This is a genomic window from Larkinella insperata, assembly GCF_026248825.1.
Lineage (GTDB): Bacteria > Bacteroidota > Bacteroidia > Cytophagales > Spirosomataceae > Larkinella > Larkinella insperata.
The window spans coordinates 2,508,159-2,524,074 of the sequence record NZ_CP110973.1 but is presented as its reverse complement, the minus strand read 5'-3'; the positions used below and the strand labels follow the sequence as shown (position 1 = coordinate 2,524,074).

Sequence of the window (15,916 nt, the reverse complement as noted above, 5' to 3'; positions counted from 1 at the left end):
GGTTGAGTGAGCTTATTGTATTTGTTGTTCCTTTGGAAACGAAACGAAAAAACTGGTTTCGCGGTTAGGTTCGCTATGAAACCAGATTTTTCCCCGGTGCCGGCTCATAATCCGTTTGACAATGGCCAGACCGACACCCGTTCCTTCAAAGCTAAGGGCATTATCCAACCGTTTGAACAGGTCGAACATCTTGGTGGCATGCTTCATGTCGAAACCAATCCCGTTGTCTTTGATGGTATAAATAACTTCCTCCTCAGTTTCCCGGCCATCCACCCACACCAAAGCTCCCTCAGCCCGCTGGGTATACTTGGCCGCGTTGGAAAGCAGGTTTGTAAAAACCTGATTCACCATGGTTGGATCGCCGTAAATCGGAGGCAGGTTGCCAAATTCAATCCGAATATTTCTCTTCTTTTTGGTTTCTGTAATCAGAATTTCATCCCGAATGACCTCCAGCAGGTTATTCATATCAAGCGGCTGGAAATTCAGCTCAGTACGGCCCATCCGGGAGTAGTACAGAATGTGCCGGATCAGTGACCGCATGCGTTCCGTCGAATCCAGAATTTTCTGGAACATCACGCGCGTATCGTCATCCATTACCGCCCCCTGCTCTTCCATGATGATTTCGGCGTAACACCGAATGGACGACAGGGGCGTTCGTAAATCGTGCGAAACCGTATAGCTAAACGCATCCAGCTCTTCGTAAGCCGTACGCAACCGTTCGTTCAGTTGCCGAACTTCGTTGACTTTGCGGGCTACCACCTGCAACACATCTTCCCGCAGTTTGATGGCGACCGAAATTTCAGCATCTCGCCAGGGCTCCGAAGTATTACGGACGGTTTGCGACCAGGCTTCAAAACTTTTCCGGGGGTGTAAAAACGGCCTGCCCCCTTCGTCGACCGTTACGGGCTTATCCGGATTTCCGGCCCAGGTAACCTGCCGGATGCGCTCAGGTTTGAACCAGAACAGGTACTCGTTCAACTCCTTTGACAGGATAATGACCATCATTCCGGAAGCCACATCGCGAAAAGCTTCCGCCGGCGGGTAGAGTTCCGGCAGACGGTCCGTTTGGAAAACCGTATCAACGGGCTGGGCGCTCAACCAGTTGGTAATACCTGCCACGGCCGATTCCTCGGGTACGGTTCCCATGGAGTAAAACTTGTTGTCGAACACCAGCACCGCACCGGTAGCATCCGTAATCTGTAGGGCCGTAACGGAGTGCTGTGTCAGACCCGCCACCACGTCCCAGTCTTTCAGAATCTGACTATTGAGCGTTTGCCCATTCTGCTGAACCTGAAACAGAAACGACTGATCCTGCTCGTCTTTCCGGAATTCAAGCGCCGACGACAGCAACTGGCTGACAAACTTAGCCGCCTGCCGCGCCGGAAAATCGACAAAACGGGGTGAGCTGTGGTGGCAGGAAATCAGGCCCCACAATTCACCGCGGTACAGCAGCGAAATGCTCATGGATGCCTGCACGCCCATGTTTTTCAGGTACTCGATGTGCACCGGCGAAACGGCCCGCAACACCGAGTGGGTCAGGTCCAGTGGACGGCCGTTCTCCTGACTGCCCACCGAAAAAATGGGAGAAGGAACACTTCCAACGTCGGCAATGATCCGAACCAAATTGATTTTGTATAGTTCACGCGCCTGCCGCGGAATGTCCGAAGCCGGGTAGTGCAGGCCCAAATACGGCTCCAGATGCGGTTCCCGCTCTTCGGCTATTACTTCACCGTGCCAGTCGGGTCCAAAGCGGTAAACCATTACGCGGTCGTAGCCGATAATCTGCTTTACGCGCCGGATGGTGTTCTGGATCAGTTCGGTCAGCGTCCGGTTGGATTGCACTTCGGTCAGCGCTTCGGAGATCAACTGTTGATCGAGGTTGAGGCTACCCGACGTTGATACTTCCGGCTCCCACTCGAGCACAATGTATTCGTTGTGCTGGTGGACAATCAGGTTCCAGTCTTTGCCGTTCAGCCGAAACCGGTGGGGATTCATCCGCGACCAGGCATTGTCCCGTTTTCCTACGTTCAGGATCGAGACCAGAGCCTCTATTGCTACGTCGGTTCCGGCCACCAGGCTCTCCAGCGGTTTGCCCAGCAAGTCCGCAGCGGGTTGATTGACCAGCTGCTGAATATTTTCACTGGCATACCGAATCAGGTAGGTATCCGCTGTAATGGCCACTAAATAACCATGAGACTGGATATAACCGGGAATGTGGATCGGTTCTGATTCACAATTGGTTAGATCAACTCCGGTGTTCGGTATATTGGCAGTAGGTACAGTCATTCTAAAAAGGCTGCCCAACCGGAATGGCCGGGCTGATTAATCAGTAAAAATCCTGACAAACAAATCGTAAAAGTTAAGCCAGGCTCGTCACCCTGACAAATAAAACTCAAAAAACTTATCAACGGTTTAAGGGATAGTATCTTTTTCGACTTGTATACTTTCATATGAAATCCTGACCGCTTATGAATCCGTCTGTCTGCTTACTTTTCTGGCTTTTTATCCATCCGTTCAGCCCCCCCACTGCCGACTGGAAACTGGTCTGGGCCGACGAGTTTAACACGCCCGGCCCGCCCGACCCTAAAAAATGGGTGTTTGAAAACGGTTTCGTCCGCAATGACGAACACCAGTGGTACCAACCCGACAACGCCCGCTGTGAAAACGGCTTTCTGATCATTGAAGCGCGCCGGGAAAGCCGTCCCAATCCGACCTACCAAGCCGGCAGCAGCAACTGGAAAACCAGCCGGGACTCCATCCACTACACTTCCGCCAGTTTGCAGACGAGAGGCTTGCACCAATGGCAGTACGGCCGGTTTGAGATGCGCGGGCGAATCGACACGCGTCCGGGGATGTGGCCCGCTTTCTGGACGCTGGGCGTATCGGGCGAGTGGCCTTCCAACGGCGAAATCGACATCATGGAGTATTACCGGAATAGGCTGCTGGCCAACGCCGTATGGGGTACCAACAAGCAATGGGTGGGCGAGTGGAGCACGACCAAAAAGCCGCTTTCGACGTTTAAGGACCCAAAATGGTCGGAGAAATTTCACGTCTGGCGAATGGACTGGGATAAGAATTTCATCAAGCTGTACGTCGACGACCAGTTGCTCAATTCGGTCGATCTGTCGAAAACCATTAATGGCGACGGCAGCGGCAAAAATCCGTTTCATCAACCCCATTATTTACTACTAAACCTCGCCCTTGGGGGCCAGAACGGCGGGGATCCGGCCGGGACCACCTTTCCGGCCCGGTTCAAAGTGGATTACGTGCGGGTTTATCAGCAACCTTAAGGCGCAAAAATGAGTTATTCTGCAAAGTCGGGCGGGGTGCCTTACTTAGCTCTGATAGCCTTCGCTTAACGCTGCGAAATACCTTTTCTTTATGAGCATCCACATCGGTACATCAGGCTGGAGTTACGATCACTGGCAGGGTGTTTTGTATCCACATCACACCCCGGTTCAGGACCGGCTGGCCTACTACGTTCAGCAATTTCAAACCGTTGAGCTGAACAGCAGCTTTTACCGGTGGCCCCAGCTCAGCACCTTTGCCGGCTGGCGCAGCCGCCTGCCCGACGGTTTTAAACTCACGGTGAAAGCCCCCCGCGGCTTGACCCACGCCAAAAAACTCTACCAACCCGAACTCTGGCTGGAACGCATCAAAACCTGCTGGCATACGCTGGGCGAAAAGCGGGCCATTTTGTTGGTGCAGCTTACGCCCCATCTGGCGTACGATTACGATCGGCTGGCCTATTTTTTGGAACAGGTACCCGAGTGGCTCCAAATCACCGTTGAATTTCGGCACCTGAGCTGGCACAACGAGGGAACATTTGCCCTTCTGGAACGCCACCAGGCGGCTTACTGCATCATGAGTGGTGCGAACCTGCCCTGCATTCTGCGGGCTACCGCGCCGTTTGTCTACGTCCGGATGCACGGCCCCGACACCCACCATCTGTACGGCGGCTCCTATTCCGACGACGACCTGCACTGGTGGGCCGACCGCATCCGGGAATGGACCGCCTTGGGAAAGGATGTGTACGTTTATTTCAACAACGACGGCGAAGGCAATGCCGTCCGAAATGCATTAACGCTGAAGCAAATTTTGGCGTAACCTGATTCTTACTGCTGAATCTTACAGCCGTGAGCACTGTTGAGCAGCTGGTTCTCCAGCGAATTTCCATCGAGCAGTGCCCAATGCTCACGGATCTTTCCGTTATTCAGCTTAAAACAGCGATAGCCTACTACGGACGCTTCCGTTCCGGCGGGTTCAATGCCGCGCCAGCTACCGACGTGCCGGACCGCCAGGCGGAATTTCACGATGCAGGTATCCCCTTCCGTCACCTGCTCTTCCAGCACGGTTTTGTGCTCAAAGGCCCGACTAGTGTCCGTAATCCATTGTTTTAATCCCTCCTGATTGGCTGGGAGTGCCGCCGGAAGCGAATGATCGACAAAGTCCGGGGCTAGGTAGGTATCCAGAACGTCCAGACGGTTTTTGTTCCAGACCTCTTCGATAAAATCGGCGACGGTGGTGCGGTTGTCGGCTAACATGGGCATTTGTCCTGCTGTCTTTTGGTTACTTACGCCAGCAAAAATCGCCGGATTCTCTGGAAATGACCTGTGACAAAAATCACAAACGGAAGCACTAGCGAATTTTGCGGATGCGGCTCAGCGTTTCCCGCGCAACGCCCAGATAGGAAGAAAGTTGCGAGAGAGAAACCCGTTGCAGCAATTGGGGATGCTGGTGCAAAAGATGGTGATAGCGCTCGGCAGGCGAGTAGATTTTAAACCAATTGGCGTGTTCTTCCTGCTTCATCAGCATGTGCTCAAGCAGGTTGCGGCCAAAGGATTCGATTTCGGCAGACTGGCGGTACAGATCCAGCAATTTATCCTTGTCGAACTCCCAAACCGTGGTTACTTCACCCGCCTGAATCGAGTAGGCGGAAGGCGTTGCCGTGCGCAGGCTTCGCAATTCCGTCACAAAATCGGTCTCGAACGCAAACTGGATGTTGATTTCCCGACCATCTTTGTCATAACACGTTCGTAGACAGCCTTTCTCCACGAACCAAATGGATTGGCAAATCTGGCCTTCTTTAAGTAAAAACTGATCTTTCTTCAACAATCTGGGCACCGTCGACGCCATCAGCAATGTCATGGCCTCCGGTGATAGATGCGCTATGGCCCTGACTTTACTCCCTAAACCCTGATCCTGGTTCATGGCTCTCTAGTCAAACTCCCATTTGCTGACCCACATATCTTTCGTCTGCTGTTGAAACCGTTTCAACTTTTCCTGCATCCGTTTCAGGACGGCCTGATGTTTCGGATCGCTGGCCAGGTTTTTGATTTCGTCGGGGTCGGTTTCCAGGTCGTAGAGCTCAAAACGGGGGCGGTGCAGATACGCTTCGACGGTTCGTTTGCCGTACAGTTTCCGGCCCGTCTGGCGAACGTCCTGCCAGGTAAACGACTGGTACAGATCGAGCGCCATCGGGAAGGGTAGCTCGTGGGCAATGTTAAAAATCAGCTTGTACCGCCGTTCGCGCAGCACGCGCATCGGGTAATACATGGTTACCTCGTGCAGGGTGTGCGAACCATACACCTCGTCCCAGCCCGTCACCCGGTCCTGCTCGATAATCGACTTAAAGCTCCGGCCCTGACTATAAACCGTATCCGAAAGCGCCCCGGCAAAATCCAGCAGCGTAGGCGTCAGATCGACCCACGAAATCAGGGCGTCCTGCACAAATCCCGGTTTTTGCGGTTTCGGCAGTTTGATAATCAGGGGCAACTTCATACCGGGTTCGTACAAGGTGGTTTTCGATCCGGGAAACGGCGCGCCATTGTCCGAAAGATACACAATCACGGTATTCTCGTACTGACCCGTTTCTTTCAGCAGGGCGACCAGGCGCTCCACTCCCTGATCCAACCGGCTGATCGATTCGTAATACTGCGCCAACTCCATCCGGGCCGCCCGCGTATCCGGCAAATACGGCGGTACCCGAACCTGAAAAGGCTGGTAGAAAACATCGTGCACCTGCGGATAACCACCGGGCCGATTGCCAAACAAATTGGCTTTATCACTTTTGAAAACCGGTGAACCGCTGGCCGACACGGTATTGCTCCGGTGCGGATCGTCGGTGGCGAAATAGAGAAAGAACGGCTTCTCGGCCGCTTCCGAAAACAAGGGATAACACAGATCAGCCATTTCTACGGGACTGCGGCCAATGGAAGCCGGATCGTTGGTTTTACCCCCCTGAAGCACTTTTTGAAAATGGTAGGCCCGCTCGGGAGCCACGTGAAATTTGCCGATTCGGGCGGTTTGGTAACCGGCTTTTTGCAGCATAACCGGCAGCGAACGCACCGTATCAAAAGAACTGAAATGGTGTTCGCGGTGCTCCAGACCGTACATTCCGTTAGCGTGGTTGTGCAGACCCGTCAGCAGCACCGACCGGCTGGGGCTGCAACTGGCCGTTGTACAGAACGCGTTCGTAAACCGGACCCCTTCGGACGCCAACTGGTCGATGTGGGGTGTTTTAACCACCGGATTCCCGTAGCAACCGACGGCTTCGCGCCCGTGGTCGTCAGCCACGATCAAAACAATATTGGGTCGGGGGTCTTTCCGGCTCTGGGTTTTCCGAAGCGGCCGGAAAGCAGTTACTAGCGTCAGGCCCAGCAAGGTCAGGGCGAACAGAATGCGTACCATCGTTCCTATTTTTACGGTAAAAATAGAATTTGTGCGCAAACCGGCACTGATCTCCGTCTTCTATTGCTGAAAAATGCTTTTCAGGAAGTTTTCAGCCGTTTTTCGTAGCAGAAAAACCGCAAACCGGGTCGAAAGCCCAGCCCGATCTCACCGGCAAACTGGTAGCCTAATTTGGGAAAAAGCCGTTGGGTGGCTTCGTTCTGGGTGTTGGTATCAATCCGTAGCACGCCGATGCCACGCTGGCGAGCCACCTCTTCGGCCTGATTCATCAGCCGAGCCGCAACACCCCGCCCCCGAACGGCCGGATCGACCGCCAGCCGGTGCACCACAACGGCGGTTTCGGCCAGGTCCCAACCCACTTCGGCGTATTCGGGCTCCTGATCGGTGGTGATGGCGGCTAACCCCACCAACTGATTATCAAGCTCGGTCACCCAAAGCTGATTCTGGGCGATGTCTTTCTCAAAAACAGCCGCATTGGGATACTGATTATCCCATTGAAGATTACCGGTCGCCCGCATGAGTGGCACCACGCGCCGAATCAACTCAAGGATAGCCGGAACATCGTCTAAAGTAGCTAAACGAATCGTCATTTTCTAGCCTTAAATTCCTAACTGTCAGCCGTTAACCAATCTCATGCACCAGTTTTTTGGGCCGGCTGGTGTTTTTCTGCAAAACCGGCTCGGCTTCTACCGGACTGGGTTGCAGGCGCATGCCGACAAAGAAAAACAGGGACGTAAAGAAGGAATAAAACGTAATGCCCTTTTGCTGCGACCAGACATTTTCGGTAAAAAAGGTGACGATAAAAATCATCAGCAGAATCGCGTATAAGTGATCACGCCGACGGACGGCATTGGCAAACTGGATTCCCAGCACCAGGATAAACAACGTAATGCCAATCAGGCCAAACGAAAGCCATTGATTCAGGTACTCATTGTGGGTATCGAACGCTTCCAACGGGACGTTTAACCGGCGGGCATACTCCTCGTACTTGGCTTTCAGAGCCGGATCAACGCCACCGGGCCCAAGGCCTGTTACCCAGTTCTGAGCTAACACGTCCAGGTCAACCGACAAAATAACCTGGCGCATCTGCACCGAGTTATCCATCGGATTGTCGTTCGGTTTGGCATCTAGCACCGCCGAAAACTCGCCGATGCGCTGGCTGCTGAACGGGATGGAAATGCAGGCGATGGACAACGAGATCAGCAATACGGCCAAAATTGGCACAAATTTGTGCTTCTGAGCCCGATTGATCCAGGCGTAATAACAAAGAATCACGAAGAGTGCAATAACCGGCGCTTTGGGCATCAGGGCCATTAAAAATAAGAACAACGGGAATTGAACGGCTACCAGTTTCCAGCCCTTCACCTGCTGCCGGTGTTTCGGAGAAATCAGCAGAATCGCCGAGGCAAAACAGAGGTATATCCCCATGTAGGTTGGGTGCATCCCCGTAATTTTTTCAAAATAAAGCCGGTATTGAATGTGGGCGTCTGGACTGCTTACGTGCCAGCCGTATTCGTGCAGATAAAATAAATTGCCCACCAGACAGGATATAAAACAGGCGTAGACAAAGTAAATAAGCTCGCCAGCGATGATTTTCCGCGTTTGGGGCTGCATCAGGAGAAACGCAAAGGGCCCCGCGAATAAACTGGCTTTCTGCTCCAGATCAAACAAAACATCGGACTGATAGGCCGAATTGGTAAACGGAGCACAAACTGCGTAGAGCAGGTAAATGCTGCCTAAAAGTAAAGCTCCTCCGTAGGGGCGAAAATGCTGGTCTTTAACGAAAAAATTATCTCTGACGGCCCAGTAAATAAAAACGCCCATCAGGATAAAAATCTGCACCCGGTTGGGCAGAAAAAAACAGATCATTACAAGCCGGGCTAAATACTTATCGTACGCAATCAGGTTGTTCATTTAGTGTCGAGTTTGCTGGAGATACGCTATCGGATCAGGCCAGGTACCGTTCTTCCAATTCTGCTAGTGGCTGTTAATCAAACCATTTTGCAAGAAATTAGTTATTCATGAACCGGTTATTTGCTCCAACAGGTGGTTCCTTTATTTTCATAAAGACCCATACGACCAGAAAGTGGTTGCAATTGTTGTGTTAATCTTATCGTATAGCCTACCAGGCAGGGCCAGATTCCGGGTCTAAATCCTTGTTCATCAGAGATTCCCTGCCCGTAAATTATTTTCACTTTTTCACGAATTACCACCTGGCAGGTTCTCCTTAATACGCTATTGTCTGACAATTATTTCATTAAACTGAGATTTTTCAGGACAAAATAGCGCATCTTTTTGACTTTATCCCATTTGGGCTAAAATTAGAAAATTCGGTTAATATTCAAGTCAACCGGTCTTTAAACAAAACAGCCCGGCACAAGCTGTCCCGGGCTGTATTTACTATCCCTAAACCCTTAATCTCAAAACTCTGTCACTTTATTTTTCAAGCTGTACATTCCCCTGGGCGTTCGCCGTAAAGGTATTGGCCGTAGAGGCATCTGCATTCAGAGTAGCGCCGTAGCTGGCGTAGATTCCGTAGCCCCCACTTTTAGCGATGTTTGTATTTTTAATGGATAAGTAACCATTGCCAAACAGAGCAAGGTTGGCTTTTTTACCCGACACAATGACCTGGCTACCCCCGTTGCTGATTTCCGCATTTTCGATCACGTTCCGTGAATTGTTGGAATAGATCATCATCCCTTTCCAGGAAGCGCTCGTACGGTCTGAACCAGTAAACGTCACTTTTTCGGTCGTTGTCCCTTTCGCAATCAGGTATCCTTTGCTGTTGATCATAATCATTACGTCGCGATCTGACTCAATCGTAACGCCGGGGCTCAGCGTCAATCCGGACTCAACGGCGAAGTCACCCACCAGACGATACGGTGTTTTATCTTTGAAACCACCCCAGGTCACGTCGTTGCCATCCCGCAGGTAATAGCCTCTGATCTCGATCACATTCCGGCCGTTTTCGCCCGTAAAGACCGAAGCCTGGTCCAATTTGTGAACGTTGGCGGGGTCCAGCAAAATCCCGGCTTCGGTGTGTTTGGTAAAGGTGTTGGCCGCAAATTCGCGCAGAATACCACCTTCCTGAACGAGCAAACCGTAGCCGTCGTTTTCCGAGAATAAACTGTTTTTCAGGGCAATCTGCGCTTTCCCTCCGCCAAACAGGGCCATACCGGCCTTGGTGGCGCTGATGAGTGAGCGGCTGCCCGTGTGCATGACGTCGATATACTCAAGTACGTTGGCGTTGCTGCCCGAGTAAATCATGATCCCGCTCCAGTAGCCTTTGGATTTTTCGGCTCCGATAAACCGGATTCGCTTCTCGGCGGTTCCTTTGGCGATAATCAATCCACCGCCATCATTGATATCCAGACGCGTATCCCGTTCGAAGGCAATCACAACGCCCGGGTTGATGGTTAGCTCGTGCGACACCGCAATGCTTTTCGTGACGATGTAATCCGGCAGATCCGGGTTGGCGACGCGGTCGGTCAAAACGGTTTTAACTTTGATGCTTTGGTCGAGAACAATCGGCTGGGCCACCGTAGCGGCAATTTTTACTTTATCCTTGCTGGTTCCGTTGGCGTTGGAAACCGTTAATTCCAGTTCGTAATCTCCCACTTCATCGGGTACGAAGGTCGGCTTGGCTGTGTTTGCGGATGAAATGGCGGCCGTACTTTTAGCGGGTTTGGCCGCAACCGTCCACTGGAAGGTCAGCGGAGTTCCTTTGCTGTCGGCCGAAGCACTACCGTCCAATTTAACGGTTTCACCTACCTGCACTTGCTGATCAGCCCCGGCATTAGCCGTTAGCGTGCCGGTTTGGTCGGGGGTAGGATCTACTTCGTCTTTTTTACAGCTGGTTACCAGTAACGTGGTAGCGGCAAGGAGAATGGCAACCGCGCGTTTGGCAAATGAGCCATTAACCCACATGGGTTTACTCGCGACGAGTGTCGCGGCAGGTACTTGGTTTCTCATGGTTTGATGTTGTTTACTGTATTGGCAAGTAGCGTTCAACTACGGCTACAAAATTGGCGGCTTTACCGGAATAATTATATTTCATTTTACGACGAAAAAGCGGCTTTTTACGACAACCTACGCTTTTGTACCAATCCCTTTGAAGTAAAGAGAAAATTACATTAAGTTATACAGTATTCCGCAATACAATACGTAAAGTTATAGCATTTCTTTTCCTGGCGCTTACCTTTGCAGCATGTCCAGGTCACTGGAAAGAGGGTTGCAGCAGCGACTCTGTAAGGGCCGTTCCCGAAGTTTCGCTGCCGGAATCTCTACATCCAGAGCCAGATAAGTTGGACTTTTACGGTTTTAAAAGTTCCGGCGACACCGACATCATTCACACCAGAAGCCATTGAAACAGTAACTGACAAAGACAATGATTACCACTGACATTTGCATTATCGGCGCCGGGCCCGTGGGGCTGTTTGCCGTTTTTGAAGCTGGTTTGTTAAAAATGCGCTGCCACCTGATCGACGCCCTGCCGCAGGTGGGTGGGCAGCTATCCGAAATTTATCCCCAGAAGCCGATCTATGATATTCCCGGTTTTCCGGACGTAAAAGCCCAAACGCTGGTGGACAATTTGATGGAGCAAATTGCTCCTTTCCATCCTTCATTCTCTTTGGGTGAGCGCGTCGAAAGCCTGGACCGGCAGCCCGACGGTTCCTTCCACATTACCACCAACGAGCAAACCGTGGTACACTGCCAGGTGGTGGTGATTGCGGGCGGACTGGGTTGTTTTGAGCCCCGAAAACCGGAAATCACCGGACTCGAAGAGTTTGAAGGCAAAGGCGTTGCCTACATGGTTAAGAATCCGGAACTCCTGCGCGACCGGCGGGTGGTACTGGCGGGCGGGGGCGACTCGGCCCTCGACTGGACGGTTTTTCTGGCCAACGTTGCCCGTCAGGTAACGCTGGTTCACCGGAGCGACAGTTTCCGGGGCGCACCCGACTCGGCCGAAAAAGTATTTGAACTGGCGAAGGAAGGCCGGATTAACCTGATTCTGCAATCGAACATCAGCAGCGTTTCGGGCCAGGGGCATTTGCAGGAAATTACGATTACAGCCAAGAACAAAACCGTTACGAAGCTGCCCGCGGATCACCTCATTCCGCTGTTTGGCCTGACGCCTAAACTCGGCCCCATCGCCGACTGGGGGCTCCAGATCGATAAATCGGCCATTGTGGTTAACACCGTAGATTACTCCACCAACGTGGAACGGATTTACGCCATCGGCGACATCAACACCTATCCGGGCAAGCTGAAACTGATTTTGTGCGGTTTCCACGAAGCCGCCCTGATGTGCCAGAGTGCCTTTCAATACGTTTATCCTGATCAGAAATTAAGCTTCAAATACACCACTGTCAACGGAATACCCACTTTTTAGTTAGTACGGGAGAGAAATGATCTGCGATAGCGTAGCTCGGAACCTCTTGTCTCCTTTCTAACTCCTCTTTTCTACTACCATGATTCACATCACCATAGAAGACCGTAACGGCGACCGACAGCCGCTGGAAATTCCGGAAGGCATTAGCCTGAGCCTGATGGAAGTGCTGAAAGCCTCGGACTACCCCATTCAGGCCACCTGCGGAGGCATGGCATTGTGTGCAACCTGCCACGTCGCCGTGCTGGAAGGCGCCGATTCCCTGCCGCCGGTTAACGATGCGGAGGGCGACCTGCTCGATACGCTGCCCGATGCGGATGCTGACAGTCGGCTGGCGTGCCAGTTGCGGGTGGACGAAACCATGCAGGGGGCAATTTTTCGGATACGAGCCGAGTAACGTGTTTATTCCAATCGTTTATCTGGCTAACGCTCCTGTTATAACGACTACACAATTTTGTAGATAAAAGCAGCAAGACTGGGCGAACCCGGTCTTGCTGCTTTGTTTTATACTCGGTAAACTATCGTTTACCATCAAGCTAAATTAAGTAGCCTTTACAGAACGGCCAACAGTGAGCTATTATAATTCTCTTAGTTGAACATATATTCTACTTTATTACAAATAACCGTTCCAAAAAAACTCTTTTAATAAAACAGACAACTACTCATCGCTAACAAGGAATCAGAAACAAATAAATTTAACCAACTGCAAAATCAATTAACAAACACACTGACAATAAGAACTCTACAAAAGCATTCGCTTCCGACAGAGCGCTCTATAAAGTCCGCAAATCACATACCTACCTATCTATAAATTCAGCCCGTCACGAATAAAACCAATCATTTACAAGAAGTAATAAAGAGCAAATTGATGCCCACGAAGACGTTATACCTATAACTATTTATAATTAAACAACCGTTCGCTCATCGCATCTACCGGTTACTCAAAGCTTTAATAAAACGACTTCTTTTCTCTTTAAGATTGCTCGTTAATTGTCAAAAACGACAAGCTTTTCCATCCCTAAATCCTCAACCGGTGGCACAGACTAACTTTTTCGAGTCAGCGCAGTCGTTGCTTCGCGATCGGGCCTATGCGAATTATGCGGCTCATCTAAACGAAATTGAACGGGTTCAAAGCGGTATTCAGCAAAACCGGACGGGCCAGTTATCCTTAACGGATATTACCAACGACGCGGCCCGGCTTTCCAAACGCATTGCCCGGGAAGGTGTTCGTCTGGACAAAGCGCTGGAGCGGATAAACGGCGTACCCAACTTTCAGGATGTATCGATCGTCCGGAAGATCCTCCGCAGTGCATCCAGTGTATGCCGGATTATTATCCAGAATCAGTTCGGGGTTAGCGGGTACGGCACGGGGTTTCTGGTGAGCCCCAATGTACTGATTACCAACAATCATGTTTTACCGGATCTGGAAACCGCCCGCCGTTCGCAGGCCCAGTTTAACTACGAACTCGATCCCGACGGCCGGGTGCTGACGCCCGTTACCTTCAACCTCCGTCCCGACCTGTTCTTCCTAACCTCAACCTACGAGGAACGGCGTGATTTCCCCTTCGACGGACGTGACTTTACGCTCGTAGCGGTTGAAACCACCGGTTCTGAAGGAGCAGCCCTGGACCGGTTTGGGTACATCCAGATGGATAGCTCGCTCGGTAAAATCATTGAAGGTGAAAACTGCGTTGTAATTCAGCACCCGAAGGGCGACTACAAAAAAGTGGTCCTGAAAGACATCCGGCTGATTACCCTGACGGACAATTTTCTAATCTACGAATCGGACACCTTACCCGGCTCGTCGGGCAGTGTGGTACTGGGGCTGGGCACCGGCGCGGTCGTTGCGCTGCACCACAGCTCCATTCCCCGCAAGGATACCGCGGGCAACTGGCTGCGAAAAGACGGCTCCATTGTCCAGCCCGGCGACGCCGACGAGCAAATCGACTGGATTGGCAACGAAGGTGTCCGCGTCAGTTGTATTGTTGAAGCATTCAGCAACATGCCGGTGCCGGACGCAATGCAACCCCTCCGGCGCCAGATCATTGAAGCTCAAACCCCCTCCCTCACCATCATGAGCCCTTCCCCCGCACCCGCCGAAGTCCGGCCAGCCCGCACAACCGCTCCGGTCTCCGAAAAAAAGGAAAACGCCTTGCCGGCCGACCGGCTTCACTATTTTGAAATTATCCTCTCCAGCCAGCCCGTTTTGCAGGACGATTGGGAAGGGCGGGCCAGCACGCTGGTGGAAGGTTTCGTGGATGAAACGCCCCTGATTCCGTCGTCGTTCGATCCCGAAATCCGGCGAAAACGGTATTTAACCCTCCGCTCCAACCGCAACCCGTGGGAACTGGCGCAACAACTGGAAACGCTGCCGCACGTAGAAAGCTGCGAGCCGGACCTGGAAACGCTGACCGACATTGGCGTTGATGCCGACCCCAACGGTCCGGACCGATTCGAATCGTTCAATCCCGGCAAAAGCAATGGTTTGGCAACGTGGCAGCAGGAAGAACAGCAATTTTTGAAAAATTTCGGCGATTCGGTCTGCGTCGAAAAAGCCCGGAAAGTCACTATACCCGCTTCCTACCACCGCTGGTGGAACTGGTCGGCCGTCAACTGCCTCGACGATACCGAGCGCATGAAAAACGCGGACTGGCAGCAAATCCGCGATCATTTGGGCGAATTGCGGTTTGTGCAGTTGGACACCGGTTATTCGACCCACTCCAAGGTCTTTGCCGGATACGATACCGACAAGGATTTTGATTTTATCGACCAGGACACCGATGCCCGTGATCTGATGGAGCGAAAACTCCTGAAATTTCCGGGTCACGGTACCCGAACGGCCAGCATTGCCGTCGGAAACACCCTGCAGACGGACCCCAATACCGTCAACGGAAACAGCGGCCTGCTGACCTTTGGCGGAAAAACGCTGGCCCGACTGATCCCGTACCGCATCGCCAGGTCGGTTATTTTGCTGGGGCGCGGGAAAGAACTCGTGGATGCGGCCAACTACGCGATTCAGAGCCAGGCTGACGTGATGTTCATGTGTATGGGTACGTATCCCAAATCCATGTTTGCGGCCATTGCCCGCGAGGTTTACGAACAGGGCATCATCTGGGTTTGTGCCGCGGGCAACCAGGTCGAGCTGGTGGTAGCTCCGGCCATTTATCCCGGCACGATTGCGGTAGCGGCCACCAACCCGAAAGACTTCCCCTGGAAAGGCAGCAGCAACGGAACCACGGTCGACATTGCGGCTCCGGGCGAAAGCGTTTACGTACCGATTACCGACGAAGAAGGCAACGAATTCATGTCGTACGGCGACGGCACCAGCTACGCGACTCCGCACGTAGCCTCGGCGGCTATGCTCTGGAAAGCCAAGCACCTTCGCGATCTGCCCGAGAAATACCGGTTTCCCTGGCAGATCGTCGAAGCCTTCCGGACGACCCTGAAAAAGACCGCCCGCAAACCGAATGGGTGGACGCCCAAGATGTTTGAAGTATACGGGGTCGGTATTCTGGATATTGATGCGCTGCTGAACGCCGACTTGCCGGACGCTGACACCCTGACCCATGCGTATGAAACCATCTCAACCGAATTGCCCAGGGATATCGGTTTTGTGGAAGCGGGTCACTTTATCTGGAACATTCTGCGCCGGAAGCTGCGCCCCGGTTCGACCGAAAGTACCACCGGATTGACCCCGCGCGGCCAACTGGCCCTCGACGCGTTCACCACCCGCCCGCCAGTTCGGGCCGTTGAATCCACCGGTTTGGGCGATCCGGTCGGCACCGAAGCTTTGTTGCGTGAATTTTTCAAGCAGTAACCTCAACCCTCTACCAAGAC

The 15,916-nt window shown here is 52.4% G+C and carries 12 protein-coding genes; 5 read left to right on the top strand and 7 right to left on the bottom strand.

Annotated features, from left to right (window positions below; all coding sequences use genetic code 11):
• Nucleotides 1–12: 12 nt before the first annotated feature.
• Nucleotides 13–2,286 (bottom strand): ATP-binding protein, encoded by a 2,274-nt coding sequence (locus tag OQ371_RS10285; protein WP_265993673.1) that lies wholly within the window; start codon nucleotides 2,284–2,286, stop codon nucleotides 13–15.
• Between the two features lie 182 nt (nucleotides 2,287–2,468).
• Between OQ371_RS10285 and OQ371_RS10280 the strand changes: the two genes are divergently transcribed.
• Complete coding sequence (locus OQ371_RS10280; protein ID WP_265993672.1) at nucleotides 2,469–3,290, top strand: glycoside hydrolase family 16 protein; 822 nt, start codon at nucleotides 2,469–2,471, stop codon at nucleotides 3,288–3,290.
• A 91-nt stretch (nucleotides 3,291–3,381) separates the two neighbouring features.
• The gene (locus tag OQ371_RS10275; protein WP_265993671.1) at nucleotides 3,382–4,107 is read left to right on the top strand and encodes a DUF72 domain-containing protein; all 726 of its coding nucleotides are present in this window, start codon (nucleotides 3,382–3,384) and stop codon (nucleotides 4,105–4,107) included.
• An 8-nt stretch (nucleotides 4,108–4,115) separates the two neighbouring features.
• Here OQ371_RS10275 and OQ371_RS10270 read toward each other — a convergent pair whose 3' ends face one another.
• The 6 genes from OQ371_RS10270 to OQ371_RS10245 form a co-directional block, all read right to left on the bottom strand.
• On the bottom strand, nucleotides 4,116–4,550 hold the full coding sequence (locus tag OQ371_RS10270; RefSeq protein WP_265993670.1) for an ester cyclase: 435 nt from the start codon (nucleotides 4,548–4,550) through the stop codon (nucleotides 4,116–4,118).
• Nucleotides 4,551–4,638: 88 nt separating this feature from the next.
• A complete protein-coding gene (locus OQ371_RS10265) occupies nucleotides 4,639–5,148 on the bottom strand; it encodes a Crp/Fnr family transcriptional regulator (RefSeq protein WP_265993669.1) in 510 nt (169 codons plus the stop codon).
• Between the two features lie 69 nt (nucleotides 5,149–5,217).
• On the bottom strand, nucleotides 5,218–6,690 hold the full coding sequence (locus OQ371_RS10260; protein ID WP_265993668.1) for a sulfatase family protein: 1,473 nt from the start codon (nucleotides 6,688–6,690) through the stop codon (nucleotides 5,218–5,220).
• Nucleotides 6,691–6,770: 80 nt separating this feature from the next.
• A complete protein-coding gene (locus OQ371_RS10255) occupies nucleotides 6,771–7,280 on the bottom strand; it encodes a GNAT family N-acetyltransferase (RefSeq protein WP_265993667.1) in 510 nt (169 codons plus the stop codon).
• A 31-nt stretch (nucleotides 7,281–7,311) separates the two neighbouring features.
• Entirely contained in the window at nucleotides 7,312–8,604 is a 1,293-nt protein-coding gene (locus OQ371_RS10250; protein WP_265993666.1) for an O-antigen ligase family protein, read from the bottom strand.
• 522 nt (nucleotides 8,605–9,126) lie between these two features.
• On the bottom strand, nucleotides 9,127–10,662 hold the full coding sequence (locus OQ371_RS10245) for a PKD domain-containing protein (RefSeq protein WP_265993665.1): 1,536 nt from the start codon (nucleotides 10,660–10,662) through the stop codon (nucleotides 9,127–9,129).
• A 415-nt stretch (nucleotides 10,663–11,077) separates the two neighbouring features.
• On the opposite strand from OQ371_RS10245, the gene OQ371_RS10240 reads away from it, so the two are divergent.
• The 3 genes from OQ371_RS10240 to OQ371_RS10230 all read left to right on the top strand — a co-directional run bounded on the left by OQ371_RS10240 (nucleotide 11,078) and on the right by OQ371_RS10230 (nucleotide 15,896).
• The gene (locus OQ371_RS10240; RefSeq protein WP_265993664.1) at nucleotides 11,078–12,082 is read left to right on the top strand and encodes an NAD(P)/FAD-dependent oxidoreductase; all 1,005 of its coding nucleotides are present in this window, start codon (nucleotides 11,078–11,080) and stop codon (nucleotides 12,080–12,082) included.
• Nucleotides 12,083–12,161: 79 nt separating this feature from the next.
• Nucleotides 12,162–12,476 carry a 2Fe-2S iron-sulfur cluster-binding protein gene (locus OQ371_RS10235; protein ID WP_265993663.1) on the top strand — a complete coding sequence of 105 codons (315 nt, stop codon included), beginning with the start codon at nucleotides 12,162–12,164 and terminating at the stop codon, nucleotides 12,474–12,476.
• 636 nt (nucleotides 12,477–13,112) lie between these two features.
• Nucleotides 13,113–15,896, top strand: a complete 2,784-nt coding sequence (locus OQ371_RS10230) for a S8 family serine peptidase (protein WP_265993662.1) — start codon at nucleotides 13,113–13,115, stop codon at nucleotides 15,894–15,896.
• The last annotated feature ends 20 nt before the right edge of the window (nucleotides 15,897–15,916 follow it).